16 protein-coding genes and 1 tRNA gene are annotated in these 16113 nt (G+C 69.4%); 6 read left to right on the top strand and 11 right to left on the bottom strand.

Annotation, left to right across the window (positions count from 1 at the left end; translation table 11 throughout):
• Window positions 1–11: 11 nt before the first annotated feature.
• Window positions 12–416 (bottom strand): hypothetical protein, encoded by a 405-nt coding sequence (locus ACK4UM_RS01630; protein ID WP_409794670.1) that lies wholly within the window; start codon window positions 414–416, stop codon window positions 12–14.
• Between the two features lie 109 nt (window positions 417–525).
• Between ACK4UM_RS01630 and ACK4UM_RS01625 the strand changes: the two genes are divergently transcribed.
• A complete protein-coding gene (locus tag ACK4UM_RS01625; RefSeq protein ID WP_409794667.1) occupies window positions 526–1344 on the top strand; it encodes a helix-turn-helix transcriptional regulator in 819 nt (272 codons plus the stop codon).
• Window positions 1345–1378: 34 nt separating this feature from the next.
• Here the strand turns inward: ACK4UM_RS01625 and ACK4UM_RS01620 are convergent, their stop codons facing one another.
• From ACK4UM_RS01620 to ACK4UM_RS01590, 7 genes are all read right to left on the bottom strand, one after another.
• Entirely contained in the window at window positions 1379–2506 is a 1128-nt protein-coding gene (locus ACK4UM_RS01620) for an ABC transporter ATP-binding protein (RefSeq protein WP_409794664.1), read from the bottom strand.
• Entirely contained in the window at window positions 2503–3522 is a 1020-nt protein-coding gene (locus ACK4UM_RS01615; RefSeq protein ID WP_409794661.1) for an ABC transporter ATP-binding protein, read from the bottom strand. Before ACK4UM_RS01615 ends, ACK4UM_RS01620 begins: the two co-directional genes overlap by 4 nt.
• Window positions 3523–3613: 91 nt before the next feature.
• Entirely contained in the window at window positions 3614–5173 is a 1560-nt protein-coding gene (locus ACK4UM_RS01610; protein ID WP_409794658.1) for an ABC transporter substrate-binding protein, read from the bottom strand.
• A gap of 70 nt (window positions 5174–5243) precedes the next feature.
• Window positions 5244–6179, bottom strand: coding sequence for an ABC transporter permease (locus ACK4UM_RS01605; RefSeq protein ID WP_409794655.1), 936 nt, complete (start codon window positions 6177–6179; stop codon window positions 5244–5246).
• Window positions 6176–7117, bottom strand: coding sequence for an ABC transporter permease (locus ACK4UM_RS01600; RefSeq protein WP_409794652.1), 942 nt, complete (start codon window positions 7115–7117; stop codon window positions 6176–6178). Before ACK4UM_RS01600 ends, ACK4UM_RS01605 begins: the two co-directional genes overlap by 4 nt.
• Window positions 7114–8748 carry an amidohydrolase gene (locus ACK4UM_RS01595; protein ID WP_409794649.1) on the bottom strand — a complete coding sequence of 545 codons (1635 nt, stop codon included), beginning with the start codon at window positions 8746–8748 and terminating at the stop codon, window positions 7114–7116. The genes ACK4UM_RS01600 and ACK4UM_RS01595 overlap by 4 nt, the downstream gene beginning before the upstream one ends.
• Window positions 8749–9284: 536 nt before the next feature.
• A tRNA-Ala gene (locus ACK4UM_RS01590) sits at window positions 9285–9360 on the bottom strand.
• 228 nt (window positions 9361–9588) lie between these two features.
• Here ACK4UM_RS01590 and ACK4UM_RS01585 point away from each other — a divergent pair.
• From ACK4UM_RS01585 to ACK4UM_RS01565, 5 genes are all read left to right on the top strand, one after another.
• Entirely contained in the window at window positions 9589–9879 is a 291-nt protein-coding gene (locus ACK4UM_RS01585) for a YggT family protein (protein WP_409794646.1), read from the top strand.
• A 14-nt stretch (window positions 9880–9893) separates the two neighbouring features.
• On the top strand, window positions 9894–10769 hold the full coding sequence (gene folD, locus ACK4UM_RS01580; RefSeq protein WP_409794643.1) for a bifunctional methylenetetrahydrofolate dehydrogenase/methenyltetrahydrofolate cyclohydrolase FolD: 876 nt from the start codon (window positions 9894–9896) through the stop codon (window positions 10767–10769).
• Between the two features lie 194 nt (window positions 10770–10963).
• On the top strand, window positions 10964–11713 hold the full coding sequence (locus tag ACK4UM_RS01575) for an electron transfer flavoprotein subunit beta/FixA family protein (RefSeq protein WP_409794640.1): 750 nt from the start codon (window positions 10964–10966) through the stop codon (window positions 11711–11713).
• Between the two features lies 1 nt (window position 11714).
• Window positions 11715–12650: an electron transfer flavoprotein subunit alpha/FixB family protein gene (locus ACK4UM_RS01570; protein WP_409794637.1), complete on the top strand. Its 936-nt coding sequence runs from the start codon at window positions 11715–11717 to the stop codon at window positions 12648–12650.
• Window positions 12651–12806: 156 nt separating this feature from the next.
• Window positions 12807–13682 (top strand): 3-hydroxybutyryl-CoA dehydrogenase, encoded by an 876-nt coding sequence (locus ACK4UM_RS01565; RefSeq protein ID WP_409794634.1) that lies wholly within the window; start codon window positions 12807–12809, stop codon window positions 13680–13682.
• Window positions 13683–13754: 72 nt separating this feature from the next.
• Here the strand turns inward: ACK4UM_RS01565 and ACK4UM_RS01560 are convergent, their stop codons facing one another.
• The 3 genes from ACK4UM_RS01560 to ACK4UM_RS01550 all read right to left on the bottom strand — a co-directional run bounded on the left by ACK4UM_RS01560 (window position 13755) and on the right by ACK4UM_RS01550 (window position 16079).
• Window positions 13755–14321 (bottom strand): hypothetical protein, encoded by a 567-nt coding sequence (locus ACK4UM_RS01560; RefSeq protein WP_409794631.1) that lies wholly within the window; start codon window positions 14319–14321, stop codon window positions 13755–13757.
• Between the two features lie 23 nt (window positions 14322–14344).
• A complete protein-coding gene (locus tag ACK4UM_RS01555) occupies window positions 14345–14842 on the bottom strand; it encodes a hypothetical protein (RefSeq protein WP_409794628.1) in 498 nt (165 codons plus the stop codon).
• Window positions 14843–15056: 214 nt separating this feature from the next.
• The gene (locus ACK4UM_RS01550) at window positions 15057–16079 is read right to left on the bottom strand and encodes a class I fructose-bisphosphate aldolase (RefSeq protein ID WP_409794625.1); all 1023 of its coding nucleotides are present in this window, start codon (window positions 16077–16079) and stop codon (window positions 15057–15059) included.
• Window positions 16080–16113: the final 34 nt, after the last annotated feature.

Genomic DNA, 16113 nt, shown 5'->3' with positions numbered 1-16113 from the left:
CGCACGATCGCTCATGCCGCTGCCAGCGGCCTCGCGCCGCGCAGCGCCAGCCCCTGCGCGAGGGCGAACCCGGCGACGGTCACGGCCTGGAGCAGGACGAAGGCCGAGCCGAGCGCGGTCGGCGAGACCCAGCCGCTCGCCAGGAGCAGGAGGCTGTCTGCCACCCAGACCGCGTTCAGGAGGGCGATGCCCCAGCCGAAAGCGGTCCGGATCCGCTCGCGCGCCGAGACGACCCAGAGCATCGCGGCAAACGCGAGACAGACGACGCCGACGATCCGCAGGAACGGCGTCGGCAGGCCGAGCAGCTCGGAGAGCGGGCCCGCGGCGAGCGCGAGGCACGCGCCCATGGCGGCGCTGGAGAGGGCGTCGACGCGCAGCGCGAGGCGCAGGAAGGGGGTGACGGGAACGTGGGTCATGTCGGGTCTCCTCGTGTGCAGAGGCCGGCACGATCGCGCCGATCGGGAGCCCGCGCGATGGCGTGCGAGGTAATTGGCTCGGCGCCGGGGCGGGCGCTAAGCTCGCCGCATGATCGAACCCGCCTCCTCGGCCGCGCCGTCCACCTTCGGCGACCATCTCCGCCTCTGGCGCCGTCGGCGCCGGCTCAGCCAGCTCGATCTCTCCCTCGACGCCGAGATCTCGCAGAAGCACCTGAGCTTCTGCGAGAGCGGGCGCGCGCGCCCGAGCCGGGACATGGTGCTGCGCCTGGCCGAGCGGCTCGCGATCCCGCTTCGCGAGCGCAACGCGCTCCTCCTCGCCGCGGGCTATGCGCCGCATTACGCGGAGCGACCGCTCGACGCGCCCGAGCTCGCCGCGGCGCGCGACGCGGTCGCGCAGGTGCTCGCCGGGCACGAGCCCTATCCGGCGCTCGCCGTCGACCGGCACTGGTCGATCCTCGCCGCCAACGCCGCCGTGGCGCCGCTCCTCTCGGGCATCGCGGAGCCCTCGCTCGCGGCCCCGCCCGCGAACGCGATGCGCCTGAGCCTGCATCCCGGCGGCCTCGCGCCGATGATCGTCAATCTCGCGCAATGGCGCGCCCACCTCCTCGAGCGGCTCGCGCGCCAGGTCGCCGCGAGCGCCGACGCCGCGCTCGCCGGTCTCCTGGACGAGCTGCGCGCCTATCCCGCACCGCCCCAGACCCGCTCCGACGGCTCGGAACGGCTCGGCATCGCCGTGCCGCTGCGGCTGCGCACCCCGGCCGGCGAGCTCGCCTTCATCTCGACGGTCACGGTCTTCGGGACGCCGACCGACATCACGCTCTCCGAGATCGCCATCGAGGCCTTCTTCCCCGCCGACGCGGCCACGAAGCGCGCCTTGCGCGGCGATCGGACCGTGGACGGCGGATGATGCCGGCCTTGTTCCTGCCGCTTGGGTGCCCGCCTCACGAAGCGGGCAGCGCCTCGCTCTCGCGCGGACCCGTGTCCCCCTCTCGCAGGGCGGCTCGCCGCTGTTCGAGCACCGCGAGGCGCCGTTCGAGCGCCTCCGACACCCGGGAGCCGGCTCCGAGCATGGTCGAGGGGGCCTCTTCCGCGAAATGACAGGCGACGCGCGCGCCCTCGACCTCGCGCAATGCGGGGCGTTCCTTCGCGCAGATCGGCCGCGCGAGCGGACAGCGCGGATGGAAGGCGCAGCCCGGCGGCGGGGCGAGCGCGCTCGGCGCATCGCCCTCCACGCTCGCGCGCACGCGCACCGCGCTCGGGTCGGGCCGGGGGGCTGCCGCGACGAGGCTGAGCGTATACGGGTGCATCGGGCGGGCGAACAGCCGCTCGGCCGGCGCCTCCTCGACGATCCGCCCGAGATACATCACCGCGACGCGCGTCGCGATGTGGCGCACGACCGCGAGATCGTGGCTGATGAAGACGTAGGCCATGCCGAACTTGCGCTGCAGATCCTGCAGGAGATTGACGATCTGCGCCTGGACCGAGACGTCGAGCGCCGAGACCGGTTCGTCGCAGACGATGATCCGCGGACGCGTCGCCAGCGCCCGCGCGATGCCCACGCGCTGGCGCTGGCCGCCGGAGAATTCGTGCGGATAGCGCTCGGCGTGGAAGGCCGAGAGACCGCAGGTCACGAGCACCTCGGCGATCTTGTCCTCGACGTCGCGCGCGGTCGCGACTCCGTGCAGGAGCAGCGGCTCGCGCAGCACTTCCGCGACGCTCATGCGCGGATTGAGCGAGCCGAACGGATCCTGGAAGATGATCTGCATGCGCCGACGCATCTCGCGCAGCGCGCCCGACGAGAGCGCGCGCACGTCGACGCCGTCGAGCCGGATCTCGCCGGCCGTCGGCTCGATCAGCCGCAGGACCGTGCGCCCGGTGGTCGACTTGCCGCAGCCCGATTCGCCGACGAGCGCCAGCGTCTCGCCCTCGGCAACGGTGAAGTCGATGTCGGTCACGGCCTGCACCGCGCCGACCTGGCGGCGCAGGAAGCCCTTGCGCACGGGGAAGTGCTTGGTGAGGCCGCGCACTTCGAGCACGGGCTTCTTCTCGGCCGTTTTGGCGACGCTCATGCGGCACCTCCCTCAATCGGCGCATAATGACAGGCGACCGCATGGCCCGGCGCGATCTCGCGCAGCGGCGGCGGCTCGGCGCGGCACGTCTCGGTCGCGAGCGGACAGCGCCCCGCGAAGCGGCAGCCGACGATCCTCTCCCAGGGAGGCGGCACCGAGCCCTCGATCGTGGCGAGCCGATCGGCCTGCACGTCGATGCGCGGCACCGCCGCCATCAGGCCGATCGTGTAGGGGTGCTGCGGATCGGCGAAGAGCGCCGCGGTCGGCGCACGCTCGACGATGCGGCCGGCATACATGACGACGACGTCGTCGCAGCTCTCGGCCACGACGCCGAGATCGTGCGTGATCAGCACGGTCGCCGCCCCCGTGCGCTCGCGCAGATCCGCCATCAGGTCGAGGATCTGCGCCTGGATGGTGACGTCGAGCGCGGTCGTCGGCTCGTCGGCGATGAGGAGATCGGGGTCGTTCGCGAGCGCGAGCGCGATCATCACGCGCTGGCGCTGCCCGCCGGAGAGCTGGTGGGGATAGTCGTCGATGCGCTTTCCGGGCGAGGGCAGGCGCACGAGATCGAGCAACGCGACCGCCCGCTCGCGGGCCGCCTTCGCGGAGAGATCCGAATGGACCCTGAGGCTCTCCACGATCTGCTCGCCGCAGGTATAGACCGGGTTCAGGGACGTCATCGGCTCCTGGAAGATCATCCCGATGCGCCCGCCGCGCAGGCTGCGCATCTCGCGCTCGGAGAGCGTGAGGAGATCGCGCCCGTCGAACAGGATGCGGCCGCCCGCATAGATCCCCGGCGGCTGCGCCACGAGACGCATGATCGCGAGCGAGGTCACGCTCTTGCCGCAGCCCGATTCGCCGACGACGCCCAGCGTCTTGCCGCGGCGAACCGAAAAGCTCACCCCGTCGACCGCGCGGTAGAGCTGCCCTCCGGCCCTGAAATGCACGGCGAGGTCCTCCACCGAAAGCAGGGTCTCGGTCTGCGTCGCCGGTGCGACCGGGCTCATCGCGTTCATCGCTTCCTCCGCTCGTCCCGAGCCGTCCGCCATTCCGAAGAGCAGGGGAAAGGCACGTCGCACGCGCCTTCCCCCCCGGTTCGTGACGTCGTCAGTTCAGGAACCGCAGGTCCAGGCCCTTGTAGAGGCCCGAGCCGTAGATGTTGTGCGGGACGACCGGCGCCATGCGCGCGGAATGCACGATCGTCATCGGCTCGTGATACAGCGGCAGCCACACGGCGGCGTCGTGGACGATGCGCAGCACCTCGCCGTAGGCGTCCGAGCGGGTCTCGTCGTCGGTGGCGGTCTTGCCGGTCTGCAGGAGGCGATCGGTCTCCTCGTCCTGCCAGTTCATCCGGTTGGGGGTGGGCACGTTCTCCGAGCGGAAATAGAGGTTGAGCGCGTCGCCGGCCGAGATGTAGGGGAAGCTCATCCCGAACATGTCGAATTCCTGCGTCGCGAGCCGACCCCAGGCGACGGTGGCGTCGAAGGCCTGGATGTCCATGTCGACGCCGATCTCGCGCAGATAGGCCTGGACCGATTCGGAGATGCGCGCCCAGGTCGAGCCGGCGAAGACGTAGGTGACGGGACGCAGCACGACGCCGTCCTTCTGGCGGATGCCGTCCGGACCGCGCTCCCAGCCGGCCTCGTCGAGGATGCGGTTCGCCTCGTCGGGATCGAAGCGCAGGAGCCTCTCGTCGATGTCCGGGTTCCAGTCGAGCGCGGCCTGCGAGATGTAGCCGAAGGCGGGCTCCACTTCGCCGAAGAACAGATCCTCCGCCATCGCCTCCTGATCGACCGCGAGATTGATCGCGCGGCGCACGGCCGGGTCGGCGACGGTGTCCTTGTCGATCTTGAAGCCCATGAAATAGGTCCAGAACGCGAGGTCGGACTGGGTCACCTCGACGTTCGGCGCGGCGCGCAGCTGCGAGAGCGCGATGTAGGGCACGTATTGCGTGATCTCGCTCTGGCCGGTGAGGATCGCCACCGTGCGGGTGCTCTCCTCGGGCACGATCTGCCAGGTGACCCGCTCGAGATGGGCCGGACCCTGGTTCTCGTAGAAGGGCGGGCCCCAGGAATAGGCCTCGTGGCGCTCGATGATCATGCGGTCGCGCGGGGTCCACTCGACCCAGCAGAACGGGCCCGTGCCGTTGAAGCCGTTGATCCCGAAATCGGCGCCGAGCGCCTCGACGTTCGCCTCGTCGATGATCGTCGCGAAGCTCTGGGTGAGCTGGTAGAGGAGTTCGGAGAAGGGCTCCTCGAGCCGGTATTCGACCGTGCGCTCGTCGATCGCGCGGATCTCGGCGACGTCGCCCGCGCGCCAGGCGACGGGCGAGTTCGTGGCGGGGTCGATCCAGCGGTTCAGGCTGTAGACGACGTCGTCGGCGGTCATCGCCTTGCCGTCGCAGAACTGCACGCCCTCCTTCAGGTGGAAGGTGTAGGCGAGGCCGTCGTCGGAAACCTCCCAACGCTCGGCGAGGCCCGGCGCGATCGTCTGCATGTCGGGCTCGAGCGTGACGAGCGTGTCGCCGATCATGAACAGCACTTCCGCCGCGGCGCGCGCCGTCGACTTGTGCGGATCGAAATTGTTGCTGTCGACCTCGCGCACCACCGTGATCTCGTTGGCGGCGGCGATGCCGCCGAACGCGATCAGGGCGCAACCCGCGAGCATGGCTCGCTTCGATCCTCCGGTCATGTGAACACTCCTTCTTTCCCTCTGGTTTTCGTTTCTCGTTTTCGCCTCAGGACCGCAGGCGCGGATCGAGGACGTCTCGGAGCGCATCGCCGAGGATGTTGGCGGCGAGCACGATGACGAAGATCGCGGCGGACGGGATCACCGCGATGTGCGGCGCGAACAGGAGGAAGTCGCGTCCCTGCGCGGCCATCATCCCGAGTTCCGCCGCGGGCGGGCGGGCGCCGAGCCCGAGGAAGCTCAAGGCGGCGCCGATCAGGATCACCTGGCCGAAGCGCAGGCTGATGAAGATCATGATCGAGGAGATGCAGTTGCGCAGGAGGTAGCGGCGGAAGAGCGCGAAGTCCGACAGCCCGACCGCCCGCCCGGCCTCCATGAATTCCTGCTCCATCACCGACACGCCGATCGAGCGCGCGATGCGCGCGCAATCGGGGACGGTCGCGATGGCGAGCGCGACGATCACCGGCACGACGCCCGGGCCGAACACCGCCACCATCGCGAGGCCGAGCAGGATCGCCGGGAACGAGAGCAGCATGTCGACGACGCGCATCACGAAGGGGTCGATGCGCCGGTAGAAGGCGGACAGGAGCCCGATCAGCGAGCCGACGAACCCGCCGATGCCCACGCTCACGAGGCCGATCAAGAGCGTGAGCCGCGCGCCGTGGAGGAGGCGGCTGAAGATGTCGCGACCCTGGCCGTCGGTGCCGAGCAGATGCGCCCACGTGCCCCGCTCCGCCCAGACCGGCGGCGTCATCACCGCGCGCGAGGAGCGGGCCGGGTCGTAGGGCGCGATCCAGGGCGCGAGCAGCGCGCCGCCGGCGATCGCGACGAGGACGACGAGCGCGAGGAGCGCCGCGCGGTCGCTCAGGAGGCGCCGCCACCAGGCGGTGCGCGGCGGCGCGCTCGGACGGGCGGGGACGGGAGCGGCGGTCGCGGCGGGCGCCGCGGCGGCGGGCTCGGGGGGGCGGGAGGTCGTCGCGCTCATCGGTTCTGCACCCGCGGATCGAGGAGCGCGTAGAGGATGTCCACGATCATGTTGATGACGATGAAGGCGAGCGCGAGCACCATGATGGTGCCCTGCGCGAGCGGGAAGTCGCTCGACAGGATGGCGCCCACCGCGAGCCTGCCGATGCCCGGCCAGGAGAAAATCGTCTCGGTCACCACGGCGCCGCCGAGGAGATAGCCGGCCTGCAGCCCGACGAGCGTCACGACCGGGATGAGCGCGTTGCGCAGGCCGTGACGCAGGATCACGGCGCTCTCCGACAGCCCCTTGGCGCGCGCCGTGCGCACGTGATCGAGGCGCAGCACCTCGAGCACGGCCGAGCGCGTCATGCGCGCGACGGGGCCGATGAAGATGAGGCCGAGCGAGAGCGCCGGCAGGGCGATGTGGCGCAATCCCTCGCTCGTCCACAGCGGCCCGCCGCGCCCGATGAACGGGAAGACCTGCCATTGCACGCCGAGGAAGTGGATCAGGACGAGGCAGATGAAGAAGATCGGCAGCGACACGCCGGCGACCGAGAAGGCCATCACCGCGCGGTCGAGGATCGACCCGCGGCGGACCGCCGCGAGCGTCCCCAGCGCGATCCCGATCGGGATGGACCAGACCAGACACGCCACCATGAGCTCGGCCGTCGGCCCGATCGCCGCGAGGAGCTCGGCCGAGACCGCGCGGTTCGAGATCAGCGAGCGGCCGAGATCGCCGGAGAGCACGCGCCCGAGATAGGCGAGGAACTGCACGATCACCGGCTCGTCGAGCCCCATCTCGGCCCTGATCCGCGCCACCACCTCCGGCGGCGCCATCGGCCCGGCGAGCACGATCGCCGGATCGCCCGGCACCATCACGAGGAGCAGGAAGCCGAACAGGAGGACGCCGAACAGAACCGGGATCGACAACAGGAGCCGGTTGACGACTTGCGAGATCATGCGGCCGCGCCCTCCCGCTCGTAGACCAGAGCGCCGCCGAGCACCGTCAGATCGCAGCGCGTCTCGAGGATCTCCTCGGGCGCGATCGCGAGGAGGTCGCGGTCGAACACGGCGACGTCGCCGAGCTGGCCGGGCAGGAGGCGACCTTTGATCGTCTCCTCGTGGGCGGCATAGGCGGAGGCATAGGTATAGGCGTGCAGCGCCTCCTCGATCGACAGGACGTGCTCGGCGCCGATCACCGTCCCGCGCTCGGTCTTGCGCGTCACCATCGTGTAGAGATTGGCGAAGGGGTCGATCTCGACGACGGGGCAATCGGTCGAGGCGGAGGGGTGGAGCCCGCGCTCGATCCAGGTGCCCATCGGATGGGAGGCGAAGACGCGGGCGTCGTCGAGCACCGTGCGGTATAGATCGCCGAACCAATAGATGAAGGCGGGCTGGGGCGCGGGCAGGATGTGGTTCGCGACGAGCCGTTCCATCTGGTCGGGCCGCAGCCAGCCGCAATGCTCGATGCGGTGCCGGCGATCGGGGTCGGGCGTGTCGGCCAGCGCCGCCTCGTAGGCGTCGAGCACCTGATCGATCGCGGCGTCGCCGATCGCGTGGACCGCCATTTGGTAGCCCGCGCGATGGGCGGCGAGCACCATGGCGTTCAGTTCCTCCGCCTCGAGGCAGAGGATGCCGTATTCCTCGCCCTCGCCGAGATACGGTTTCGTCATCGCGGCCGTGCGCCCGCCCGCGCTGCCGTCGGTGAAGATCTTGACGGGGCCGATGCGGAAGCGCTCGTCGCCGCCCCCCGTGATCATCCCCGCTTCCATGGCTTGCGGCAGCACGGAGCGCCCCTTGTCGCCCATCAGAGTCGCGTAGACGCGCACCGGCAGCCGGTTCTCGCGATGCGCCTTCTGATAGGCGAGCATTTCGAGCCAGCCGTCGCGGATGCCGACCGCCGCCTCCATGCAGGAGGTGATGCCGTGGGACAGGAGGCTGCGCCCGCCGCGCTCGATCGATCCGACGAGCTCGTCCACGCTCGCCCGCGGCATCGCCGCCAGCACCGCGTCGCGGCCGTTCTCGGCGAGCATGCCGGTGAGCTTGCCGTCCCGCCGCTCGATCAGGCCGCCGGGCGGCGAGGGGGTGGTCTCGTCGATGCCCGCGCGCTGGAGCGCGAGCGAATTGCATACCGAGAGATGGCCGCAGGTGCGCACGATATAGACCGGGTGATCGGGCGCGACGGCGTCGAGGTCCTCGCGGGTCGGGTAGATTCCCGTGTCGAGCTTGAACTGGTCCCAGCCGCGCCCGACGACCCACTCCCCCTTCGGCGTCGCCGCCGCGCGGGCGCGCACCGCCTCCTTCAGGGCCGCGAGGGTGGGGGCCGCGCGCGGGCGCAGATCGACCTCGGACATGGCCGTGCCATAGGGAATCAGATGCATGTGGGCGTCGTTCAGCCCCGGCGTCGCGAGCCGCCCGGCGAGATCGACGACGCGCGTCTTCGGGCCCACCAGGGTCCCGATCTCGCGCGAGGTCCCCGTCGCGAGGACCCGGCCGCCGAAGAAGGCGATCGCCTCCGCGATGCCGAGGCCGAGGCCGCGCCAGACGCGGCCGTTCACGAGGACGAGGTCTGCTGCAACGGGCGAATTCATGATGGGCGTCTCCGGACCTGCATTCGGCCGTTGCTGCGGGTGGCGAGGGCGCCGTGCGGCCCCTTCGAGAACGGCTCGTGTTCTTGGCGTCACCCTCAGTAACGGCGATCGCGTCTGGCGTGGTCAAGCCCCGCGGGAACGATTTGCGGCCGGTTCGCCGATGGACCTGCCGCGTAATCCCTTCGGGCAAATGCGCACGAAAACCGGCATGCCGAAGAACGAGGCACCGAAATTGTGCAGAAGATCTTATTTTGGGCGGCGCTTTGTTTCAGGCGCGACGAGAGACCACGTGCGGCCCGTAGCCCGCGCGGTTCGGTTTCTTGCAAAGCGCGAAGCGGGAGGACGAGGCACTGCCGCACGCAAAGCGAGCGTCGCCGATGCGGCGCGACAAGACAAGCCCGTCGGGCCGCGCGCGCGACCCCACGCCGGTTGGGGCATTCGCGATCGCGTCGTCGGTGGGGACGCGATGACAGACCGCCGGCGGGGTCCGAGCCTCGGCTCGACCTGCGCGGCGACGGTCAGGAAAGCGTGGGAAATGGTGGAGCTGAGGGGATTCGAACCCCTGACCTCTGCAGTGCGATTGCAGCGCTCTCCCAACTGAGCTACAGCCCCGGCCCTTCGGCCGATGGAACGGAGCGGCGGGGCCGTCCGTGTCGGGTGCGCGGTTGATAGAGGGCGCGCGAGCTTCTGTCAACGCGCTTCTCGCGGCGATTTTTCCGCCGCGCGCGACGCGCCGTCCCGGCGGTTTTGCGGCGATAGCGTCGCCATGCGGTTGTCGAGCGCGGCGATCGGGCTTAAGTGAAGCGCACCCGCCACCGTCCCTGCCCGGATCCGTATCCCATGCGTGCGCTCCTCGATGTGATCATCGTCGCCCTCCAGCTCTACACGTGGATCATCATCGCCTCGGCGATCATCTCGTGGCTGGTCGCCTTCGGCGTCGTCAACATGCGCAACGATTTCGTGCGCGCGGTCTACGATTTCCTCCACCGCGTCACCGAGCCGGCGCTGCGACCGATCCGCAGCATCATGCCGAATCTCGGCGGCATCGACATTTCGCCGATCATCCTCCTCTTGGTGATCTTCTTCATCCAGCGCGTGATCGCCTATTACATCTATCCGGTCGCGTTCTGACGGAAAGGCTCGCCATGGCCGCGCGCATCATCGACGGCAAGGCGATCGCGCAGAGCCTGCGCGAGACGCTCGCTGCCGAGGTCGAGGCCCTCTCGGGGCGCGGCATCGTGCCCGGCCTCGCCGTCGTCCTCGTCGGCGAGGACGCCGCGAGCCAGGTCTACGTGCGCAACAAGGCGGCGCAGACCAAGGCCGTCGGCATGCGCTCGATCGAGCATCGGCTGCCCGCGGATACGAGCGAGGCCGACCTGCTTCGTCTCGTCGCGACCCTCAACGCGGACGACGCGGTCGACGGCATCCTCGTCCAGCTGCCCCTGCCCGCGCAGATCGACGCCCAGCGCGTGATCGAGGCGATCGACCCGGAGAAGGACGTCGACGGCTTCCACCCGGTCAATGCCGGGCGCCTCGCCACCGGCCTGCCGGGGCTCGTGCCCTGCACGCCGCAAGGGTCCATGCGGCTCGTCGAATCGGTGCGCACCGACCTCGCCGGGCTCGAGGCCGTCGTCGTCGGGCGCTCCAACATCGTCGGCAAGCCGATGGCGCAGCTCCTCCTGCAGCGCTCCTGCACGGTGACGATCGCCCATTCGCGCACCCGCGACCTCGCCGAGGTGTGCCGGCGCGCCGACATCCTCGTCGCGGCGGTCGGGCGGCCCGAGCTCGTGCGCGGGGACTGGATCCGCGAGGGCGCGATCGTGATCGACGTCGGCATCAACCGCGTGCCCGCCCCGGAGGCCGGCGAGGGCAAGACCCGGCTCGTCGGGGACGTCGCCTTCGAGGAGGCGCGTGCGCGCGCGGGCGCGATCACGCCGGTGCCGGGGGGCGTGGGCCCGATGACCATCGCCTGCCTCCTCGCGAACACGCTCCAGGCGGCGAAGGCGCGGAGAGGAAACTGAACGCGCGCCCGCGCGCGGGGGAAATCTCCGCTTTCTTTTGTCGCATGGGCAAACGGCTTGGCCTTTGCGCGCGTTGACCTGTCGAACGGCGCTCTGTACGGTCCGCACCGCTCGCTCACGCGCGCGTTCGGACGCGCTCGACGCCGGTTCTTGCCCGGCGAGGCGCCGGATGCGCGGAGAAGGACGGTCAACTCATGAAAATCCTCGTGCCTGTCAAACGGGTGGTCGACTACAACGTGAAGATCCGGGTGAAGCCCGACGGCTCCGGCGTCGACCTCGCCAACGTGAAGATGTCGATGAACCCGTTCGACGAGATCGCCGTCGAGGAGGCGATCCGCCTCAAGGAGAAGGGCGTCGCGACCGAGATCGTCGCGGTCTCGATCGGCCCGGCCCAGGCCGGCGAGACGATCCGCACGGCGCTCGCCATGGGCGCGGATCGCGGCATCCTCGTGAAGACGGACGGGATCGTCGAGCCGCTCGCGGTCGCCAAGATCCTCAAGGCGGTGATCGGCAACGAGAGCCCGCAGCTCGTGATCATGGGCAAGCAGGCGATCGACGACGATTGCAACCAGACGGGCCAGATGCTCGCCGCGCTCATGGGCTGGGCGCAAGGCACCTTCGCCTCCAAGGTCGAGCCCGGCGAGGGCACGGTCGACGTCACCCGGGAGGTCGACGGCGGCCTCCAGACGGTGTCCTTGAAGCTGCCCGCCATCGTGACGACGGACCTGCGCCTCAACGAGCCGCGCTACGCGTCCTTGCCCAACATCATGAAGGCGAAGAAGAAGCCGCTCGACGAGACGAGCCCGGACGCGCTCGGCATCGACGTCACCCCGCGCCTCCAGGTCGTCTCGACCGCCGAGCCGGCCAAGCGCCAGGCGGGCGTCAAGGTCGCCTCCGTCGCCGATCTCGTCGGCAAGCTCAAGAACGAAGCGGGAGTGCTCTGAGATGGCCATCCTCCTCCTCGCCGAACACGACAACGCGTCCCTCAAGGACGCGACCCACAAGGCGCTCGCCGCCGCCTCCCAGATCGGCGGCCCGGTCCACGTCCTCGTCGCCGGCAAGGGCGCCGAAGGCGTCGCGCAGGCCGCCGCCAAGCTCGACGGCGTCGAGAAGGTGCTGCATGCCGACGACGCCGCCTACGAGCACGCGCTCGCCGAGCCGCTCGCGGCCCTGATCGTCTCGCTCGCGGGCTCCTACGACGCGCTGATCGCCCCCGCCTCCACGACGGGCAAGAACGTGATGCCGCGCGTCGCCGCGCTGCTCGACGTGATGCAGGTCTCCGACGTCGTGAAGGTCGTCTCGCCCGACACGTTCGAGCGGCCGATCTATGCCGGCAACGCGCTCCAGACGGTGCGCTGCGCCGAGCCGAAGAAGGTGATCACGGTGCGCACGGCCTCCTTCCAGGCGGTCGGCGAGGGCGGCTCCGCCTCGGTCGAGAGCGTCGGCGCCGTCGAGGATCCGGGCCTCTCCTCCTTCAAGGGCCAGGAGATCGCCCATTCCGACCGGCCGGAGCTGACCTCGGCCAAGATCATCATCTCGGGCGGCCGCTCGCTCGGCTCGCAGGAGAACTTCAAGACCTATATCGAGCCGATCGCCGACAAGCTCGGCGCGGCGATGGGCGCCTCGCGCGCGGCGGTGGACGCGGGCTACGCGCCCAACGATTGGCAGGTCGGCCAGACGGGCAAGGTCGTCGCGCCCGATCTCTACATCGCGGTGGGCATTTCAGGCGCCATTCAGCATCTCGCCGGCATGAAGGATTCGCGCGTCATCGTCGCCATCAACAAGGACGAGGAGGCGCCGATCTTCCAGGTGGCCGATTACGGCCTCGTCGGCGACCTCTTCCAGATCCTGCCGCAGCTCAAGGACGAGCTCGGCAAGTAGGGCGAGGGCCGCGACATTCCGGCGCAGGCGGCCGATCCGCCGCGCCACCGGTCTTAAGACGATATTTCGAGGCCGCGGGCATAGGCTTGCGGCCTCGAAAGTGCCAATGTGCAGGGGCGGCGCGCGACGCGTGCGCTCGTGACGAAGGTGGGCCTCATGGAGATCAACACGGTCGGCGTCATCGGCGCGGGTCAGATGGGCAACGGCATCGCCCATGTCTGCGCGCTCGCGGGCATGCAGGTACGCCTGAACGACCTGAGCGAGGATCGCGTCAATGCGGGCCTCGCCACCATCAACGGCAACATGGCGCGCCAGGTCGCCAAGGGCGTGATCGAGGAGAGCGCGCGCAAGGCGGCGCTCGAGCGCATCCGCCCGGCCTTCGGCCTCGACAAGCTCGTCGGCTGCGACATCGTCATCGAGGCCGCGACCGAGAACGAGGAGGTCAAGCGCTCGATCTTCGCCGCGCTCTGCCCCCACCTGCCGCCCGAGACGATCATCGCCTCGAACACCTCGTCGATCTCGATCACCCGGCTCGCCGCCTCGACCGACCGGCCCGAGCGCTTCATCGGCATCCATTTCATGAACCCGGTGCCGCTGATGCAGCTCGTCGAGCTGATCCGCGGCATCGCCACCGAGGATCCGACCTTCGAGGCGGCGAAGAGCTTCATCTCGCGCCTCGGCAAGACGGTGACGGTGGCGGAGGACTTTCCGGCCTTCATCGTCAACCGCATCCTGCTCCCGATGATCAACGAGGCGATCTACACGCTCTACGAGGGCGTGGGCTCCGTCGATTCGATCGACACGGCGATGCGGCTCGGCGCGAATCACCCGATGGGCCCGCTCCAGCTCGCCGATTTCATCGGGCTCGACACCTGCCTGTCGGTGATGCAGGTCCTGCACGACGGGCTCGCCGACACCAAATACCGCCCCTGCCCGCTTCTCGTGAAATACGTCGAGGCCGGCTGGCTCGGCCGCAAGACTCAACGCGGCTTCTACGATTATCGCGGCGAACACCCGGTCCCGACGCGCTGAGTTTGCGGCGTCGAGGCGTCCGCAAGCTGCGGGCGGACGGGCTGCGAGGCCCGCCCGCCGCCCCATGGGTTCTCACATGCGCTGAAGGGCGCCGCCGGGCCCGGGTCGCAGCAGCCAACCGCCGATGCCGAGCAACAACGCGGCGAGCCCGGTCACGACGTCGCCGAGAAAGCGCGCCGCATCGGCGAGATCGAAATTCGATCGGTCCCCCGCCAGCGCGCCCTTGAGCCCATTCATGCGCCGCTCGACATCGCCGAGCCAGCCGCGTTGTTGCGCATTCAGGACGTCCCCGCACTGGTTCTTCAAGAACTCGATCTTCTCGAGCATCTCGTCGATCTTCTCGCCGAGCACCTGCCTCGTCGCGGGCGGCTGCTGATCGAGGCGGCCGCCATTCATCACGATCGGGTGGACGATATCGGAAATCTCCTGCGAGAGCTGGACCGCTTCTCGTAGGACGTCGCGGCAGACGGCGGCGCGCTGCTCACGGCTCGGGCCGCTCGCGCTCGCGAGGAGAAACGTCGGCTGCGCAGGCTCGGCGGGTCGAGGGGCGACGGCATTCTGGAGAGTACCGACTGTTCCGGGCATGGGGAAACTCCTGGCTTCATCGAGTGGGACCGCGCGAATTTCGGGGCGAGACACGGCTCGCCCGTCCTGGCGCGTCGTCACATGCGTTGGGGAAGGAGCGGAGGACGCAGCAGGAGACGACCGATTCCGACCAGCAGACCACCGATCAGGGTCGCGGCCCCTTCGGCGATACGGCCGATGCGGGACAGATCGAGATTCATGTTCCCGCCGTCCAGGCCGCCCAGCGTGCCGTCGATCTGCCGCTCGATCTCGCGCAGGGCGGTCCTCTCCTCGGGGGTGAGGAAGTCGGAACAATTGTGGCGCAGGAACTGGATCTTGTCCGAGAGTTCCTCGATCATGTCGCGCAGTTCCTGCTTCGATTCCTCGGGAATGAAGGTGAGGTTGTGCACCCGCGTCAGCTCGCGAACGCGGCGCGAGAGGGCGTCGGCGAGATCGAAGGTGCTTCTGAGGGCATCCGCGCAGATCTCCTCGCGGTGCGGCAGGTTCGAGCGCCCGGCGCTCGCGAGGGTGAAGGACTCGCTGCGGGGAACCGCCCGGTCGGCAGAAGCGGAAGGGGTGCCGAGAGTCAATTGCATGGAAGTTCGATCCTTGCATGTTTCTTAGGAATAGGAGCGCATTTATGCTAATGTCTTAGATTGTTGTCAATGCATTTGATCGCAGAAGCGCCCCTGCGTTGGGCACGTCCGTGGGCACGACCGCGTCGCGGGCCAACCGAACTCACCGCGTAAGAAAAAAGGGGCGCCGGTCCCGGCGCCCCTTGCGATCGATCTTCGTCTGCGATGCGACCGATCAGGCGGCCTTCTCCTGATCGGCGCTCCAGTCGCCCTGGGAGGCGAGGCCGTTCATGCGGGCGCGGTGGGCAAACGCCTTCTGCGCGGCCGGCACGTTCTCCGACTTGCCCGACCAGGCCTTCTGCGGCGCGGCCTGGAGCGCGCGGCCGTAGGAGAAGGTCATGTGCCAGGGGAAGCCGCCGATCTTGTTCATCGCGTCGAGATGCGCGGTCGCCTCCTCGTCGGACTGGCCGCCCGAGAGATAGGCGATGCCGGGCACGGCCACGGGCACGCAGCGCTCGAGCACCTGGATCGTGCGCTCGGCGACCTCCTCGACGGAAGCCTTCGTGGGGCACTTCTTGCCCGGCACGACCATGTTCGGCTTGAGCACGGTGCCTTCCAGGATCACGCGCTGCTCGTAGAGCTCCGCGTAGACCGTCTTGAGCACCCATTCGGTGACGTCGGCGCAGCGCTGGATGTCGTGATCGCCGTCCATCAGCACTTCCGGCTCGACGATCGGGACGATGTCGCATTCCTGGCACAGCGCCGCGTAGCGGGCGAGCGCGTGGGCGTTGACCTTGACCGCGGTCCAGGTCGGGATGCCGTCGGCGATGTCGATCACCGCGCGCCACTTGGCGAAGCGCGCGCCGAGCGCGTAGTATTCCTGCAGGCGCTCGCGCAGGCCGTCGAGGCCCTCCGTCACCGTCTCGCCGGGGCAGAACGGCAGGGGCTTGGCGCCCGCGTCGACCTTGATGCCGGGGATCGAGCCCGCATCCTGGATCAGCTTGACGAGCGAAGTGCCGTCGGCCGCGCTCTGGCGGATCGTCTCGTCGAACAGGATCACGCCCGAGATGTTCTCGCGCATCGCGGTCTCGGTGCGGAACAGGAGCTCGCGATAGGCGCGGCGATTGTCTTGCGTATTCTCGACGCCGATCGCGTCGAAGCGCTTCTGGATGGTCGAGGTGCTCTCGTCGGCGGCGAGGATGCCGCGTCCGGGCTCCACGAGGGCGTAGGCGACTTCGGTGAGCTGGTCGATGTTCATCGCGGACCTCTCGTTCAGGCGGATCGAAAACGGA

The organism is Salinarimonas sp., assembly GCF_046292825.1.
Lineage (GTDB): Bacteria > Pseudomonadota > Alphaproteobacteria > Rhizobiales > Beijerinckiaceae > Salinarimonas.
Note: the sequence above shows the minus strand (reverse complement) of the source record. Positions and strands in the feature narration are given on the sequence as shown.

Excerpts from the sequence above, each read along its gene's own strand:
- ACK4UM_RS01630 (WP_409794670.1), bottom strand. The coding sequence starts at position 416 with ATGACCCACGTTCCCGTCACCCCCTTCCTGCGCCTCGCGCTGCGCGTC.
- ACK4UM_RS01625 (WP_409794667.1), top strand. The coding sequence starts at position 526 with ATGATCGAACCCGCCTCCTCGGCCGCGCCGTCCACCTTCGGCGACCAT.
- ACK4UM_RS01620 (WP_409794664.1), bottom strand. The coding sequence starts at position 2,506 with ATGAGCGTCGCCAAAACGGCCGAGAAGAAGCCCGTGCTCGAAGTGCGC.
- ACK4UM_RS01615 (WP_409794661.1), bottom strand. The coding sequence starts at position 3,522 with ATGAACGCGATGAGCCCGGTCGCACCGGCGACGCAGACCGAGACCCTG.
- ACK4UM_RS01610 (WP_409794658.1), bottom strand. The coding sequence starts at position 5,173 with ATGCTCGCGGGTTGCGCCCTGATCGCGTTCGGCGGCATCGCCGCCGCC.
- ACK4UM_RS01605 (WP_409794655.1), bottom strand. The coding sequence starts at position 6,179 with ATGAGCGCGACGACCTCCCGCCCCCCCGAGCCCGCCGCCGCGGCGCCC.
- ACK4UM_RS01600 (WP_409794652.1), bottom strand. The coding sequence starts at position 7,117 with ATGATCTCGCAAGTCGTCAACCGGCTCCTGTTGTCGATCCCGGTTCTG.
- ACK4UM_RS01595 (WP_409794649.1), bottom strand. The coding sequence starts at position 8,748 with ATGAATTCGCCCGTTGCAGCAGACCTCGTCCTCGTGAACGGCCGCGTC.
- ACK4UM_RS01585 (WP_409794646.1), top strand. The coding sequence starts at position 9,589 with ATGCGTGCGCTCCTCGATGTGATCATCGTCGCCCTCCAGCTCTACACG.
- folD (WP_409794643.1), top strand. The coding sequence starts at position 9,894 with ATGGCCGCGCGCATCATCGACGGCAAGGCGATCGCGCAGAGCCTGCGC.
- ACK4UM_RS01575 (WP_409794640.1), top strand. The coding sequence starts at position 10,964 with ATGAAAATCCTCGTGCCTGTCAAACGGGTGGTCGACTACAACGTGAAG.
- ACK4UM_RS01570 (WP_409794637.1), top strand. The coding sequence starts at position 11,715 with ATGGCCATCCTCCTCCTCGCCGAACACGACAACGCGTCCCTCAAGGAC.
- ACK4UM_RS01565 (WP_409794634.1), top strand. The coding sequence starts at position 12,807 with ATGGAGATCAACACGGTCGGCGTCATCGGCGCGGGTCAGATGGGCAAC.
- ACK4UM_RS01555 (WP_409794628.1), bottom strand. The coding sequence starts at position 14,842 with ATGCAATTGACTCTCGGCACCCCTTCCGCTTCTGCCGACCGGGCGGTT.
- ACK4UM_RS01550 (WP_409794625.1), bottom strand. The coding sequence starts at position 16,079 with ATGAACATCGACCAGCTCACCGAAGTCGCCTACGCCCTCGTGGAGCCC.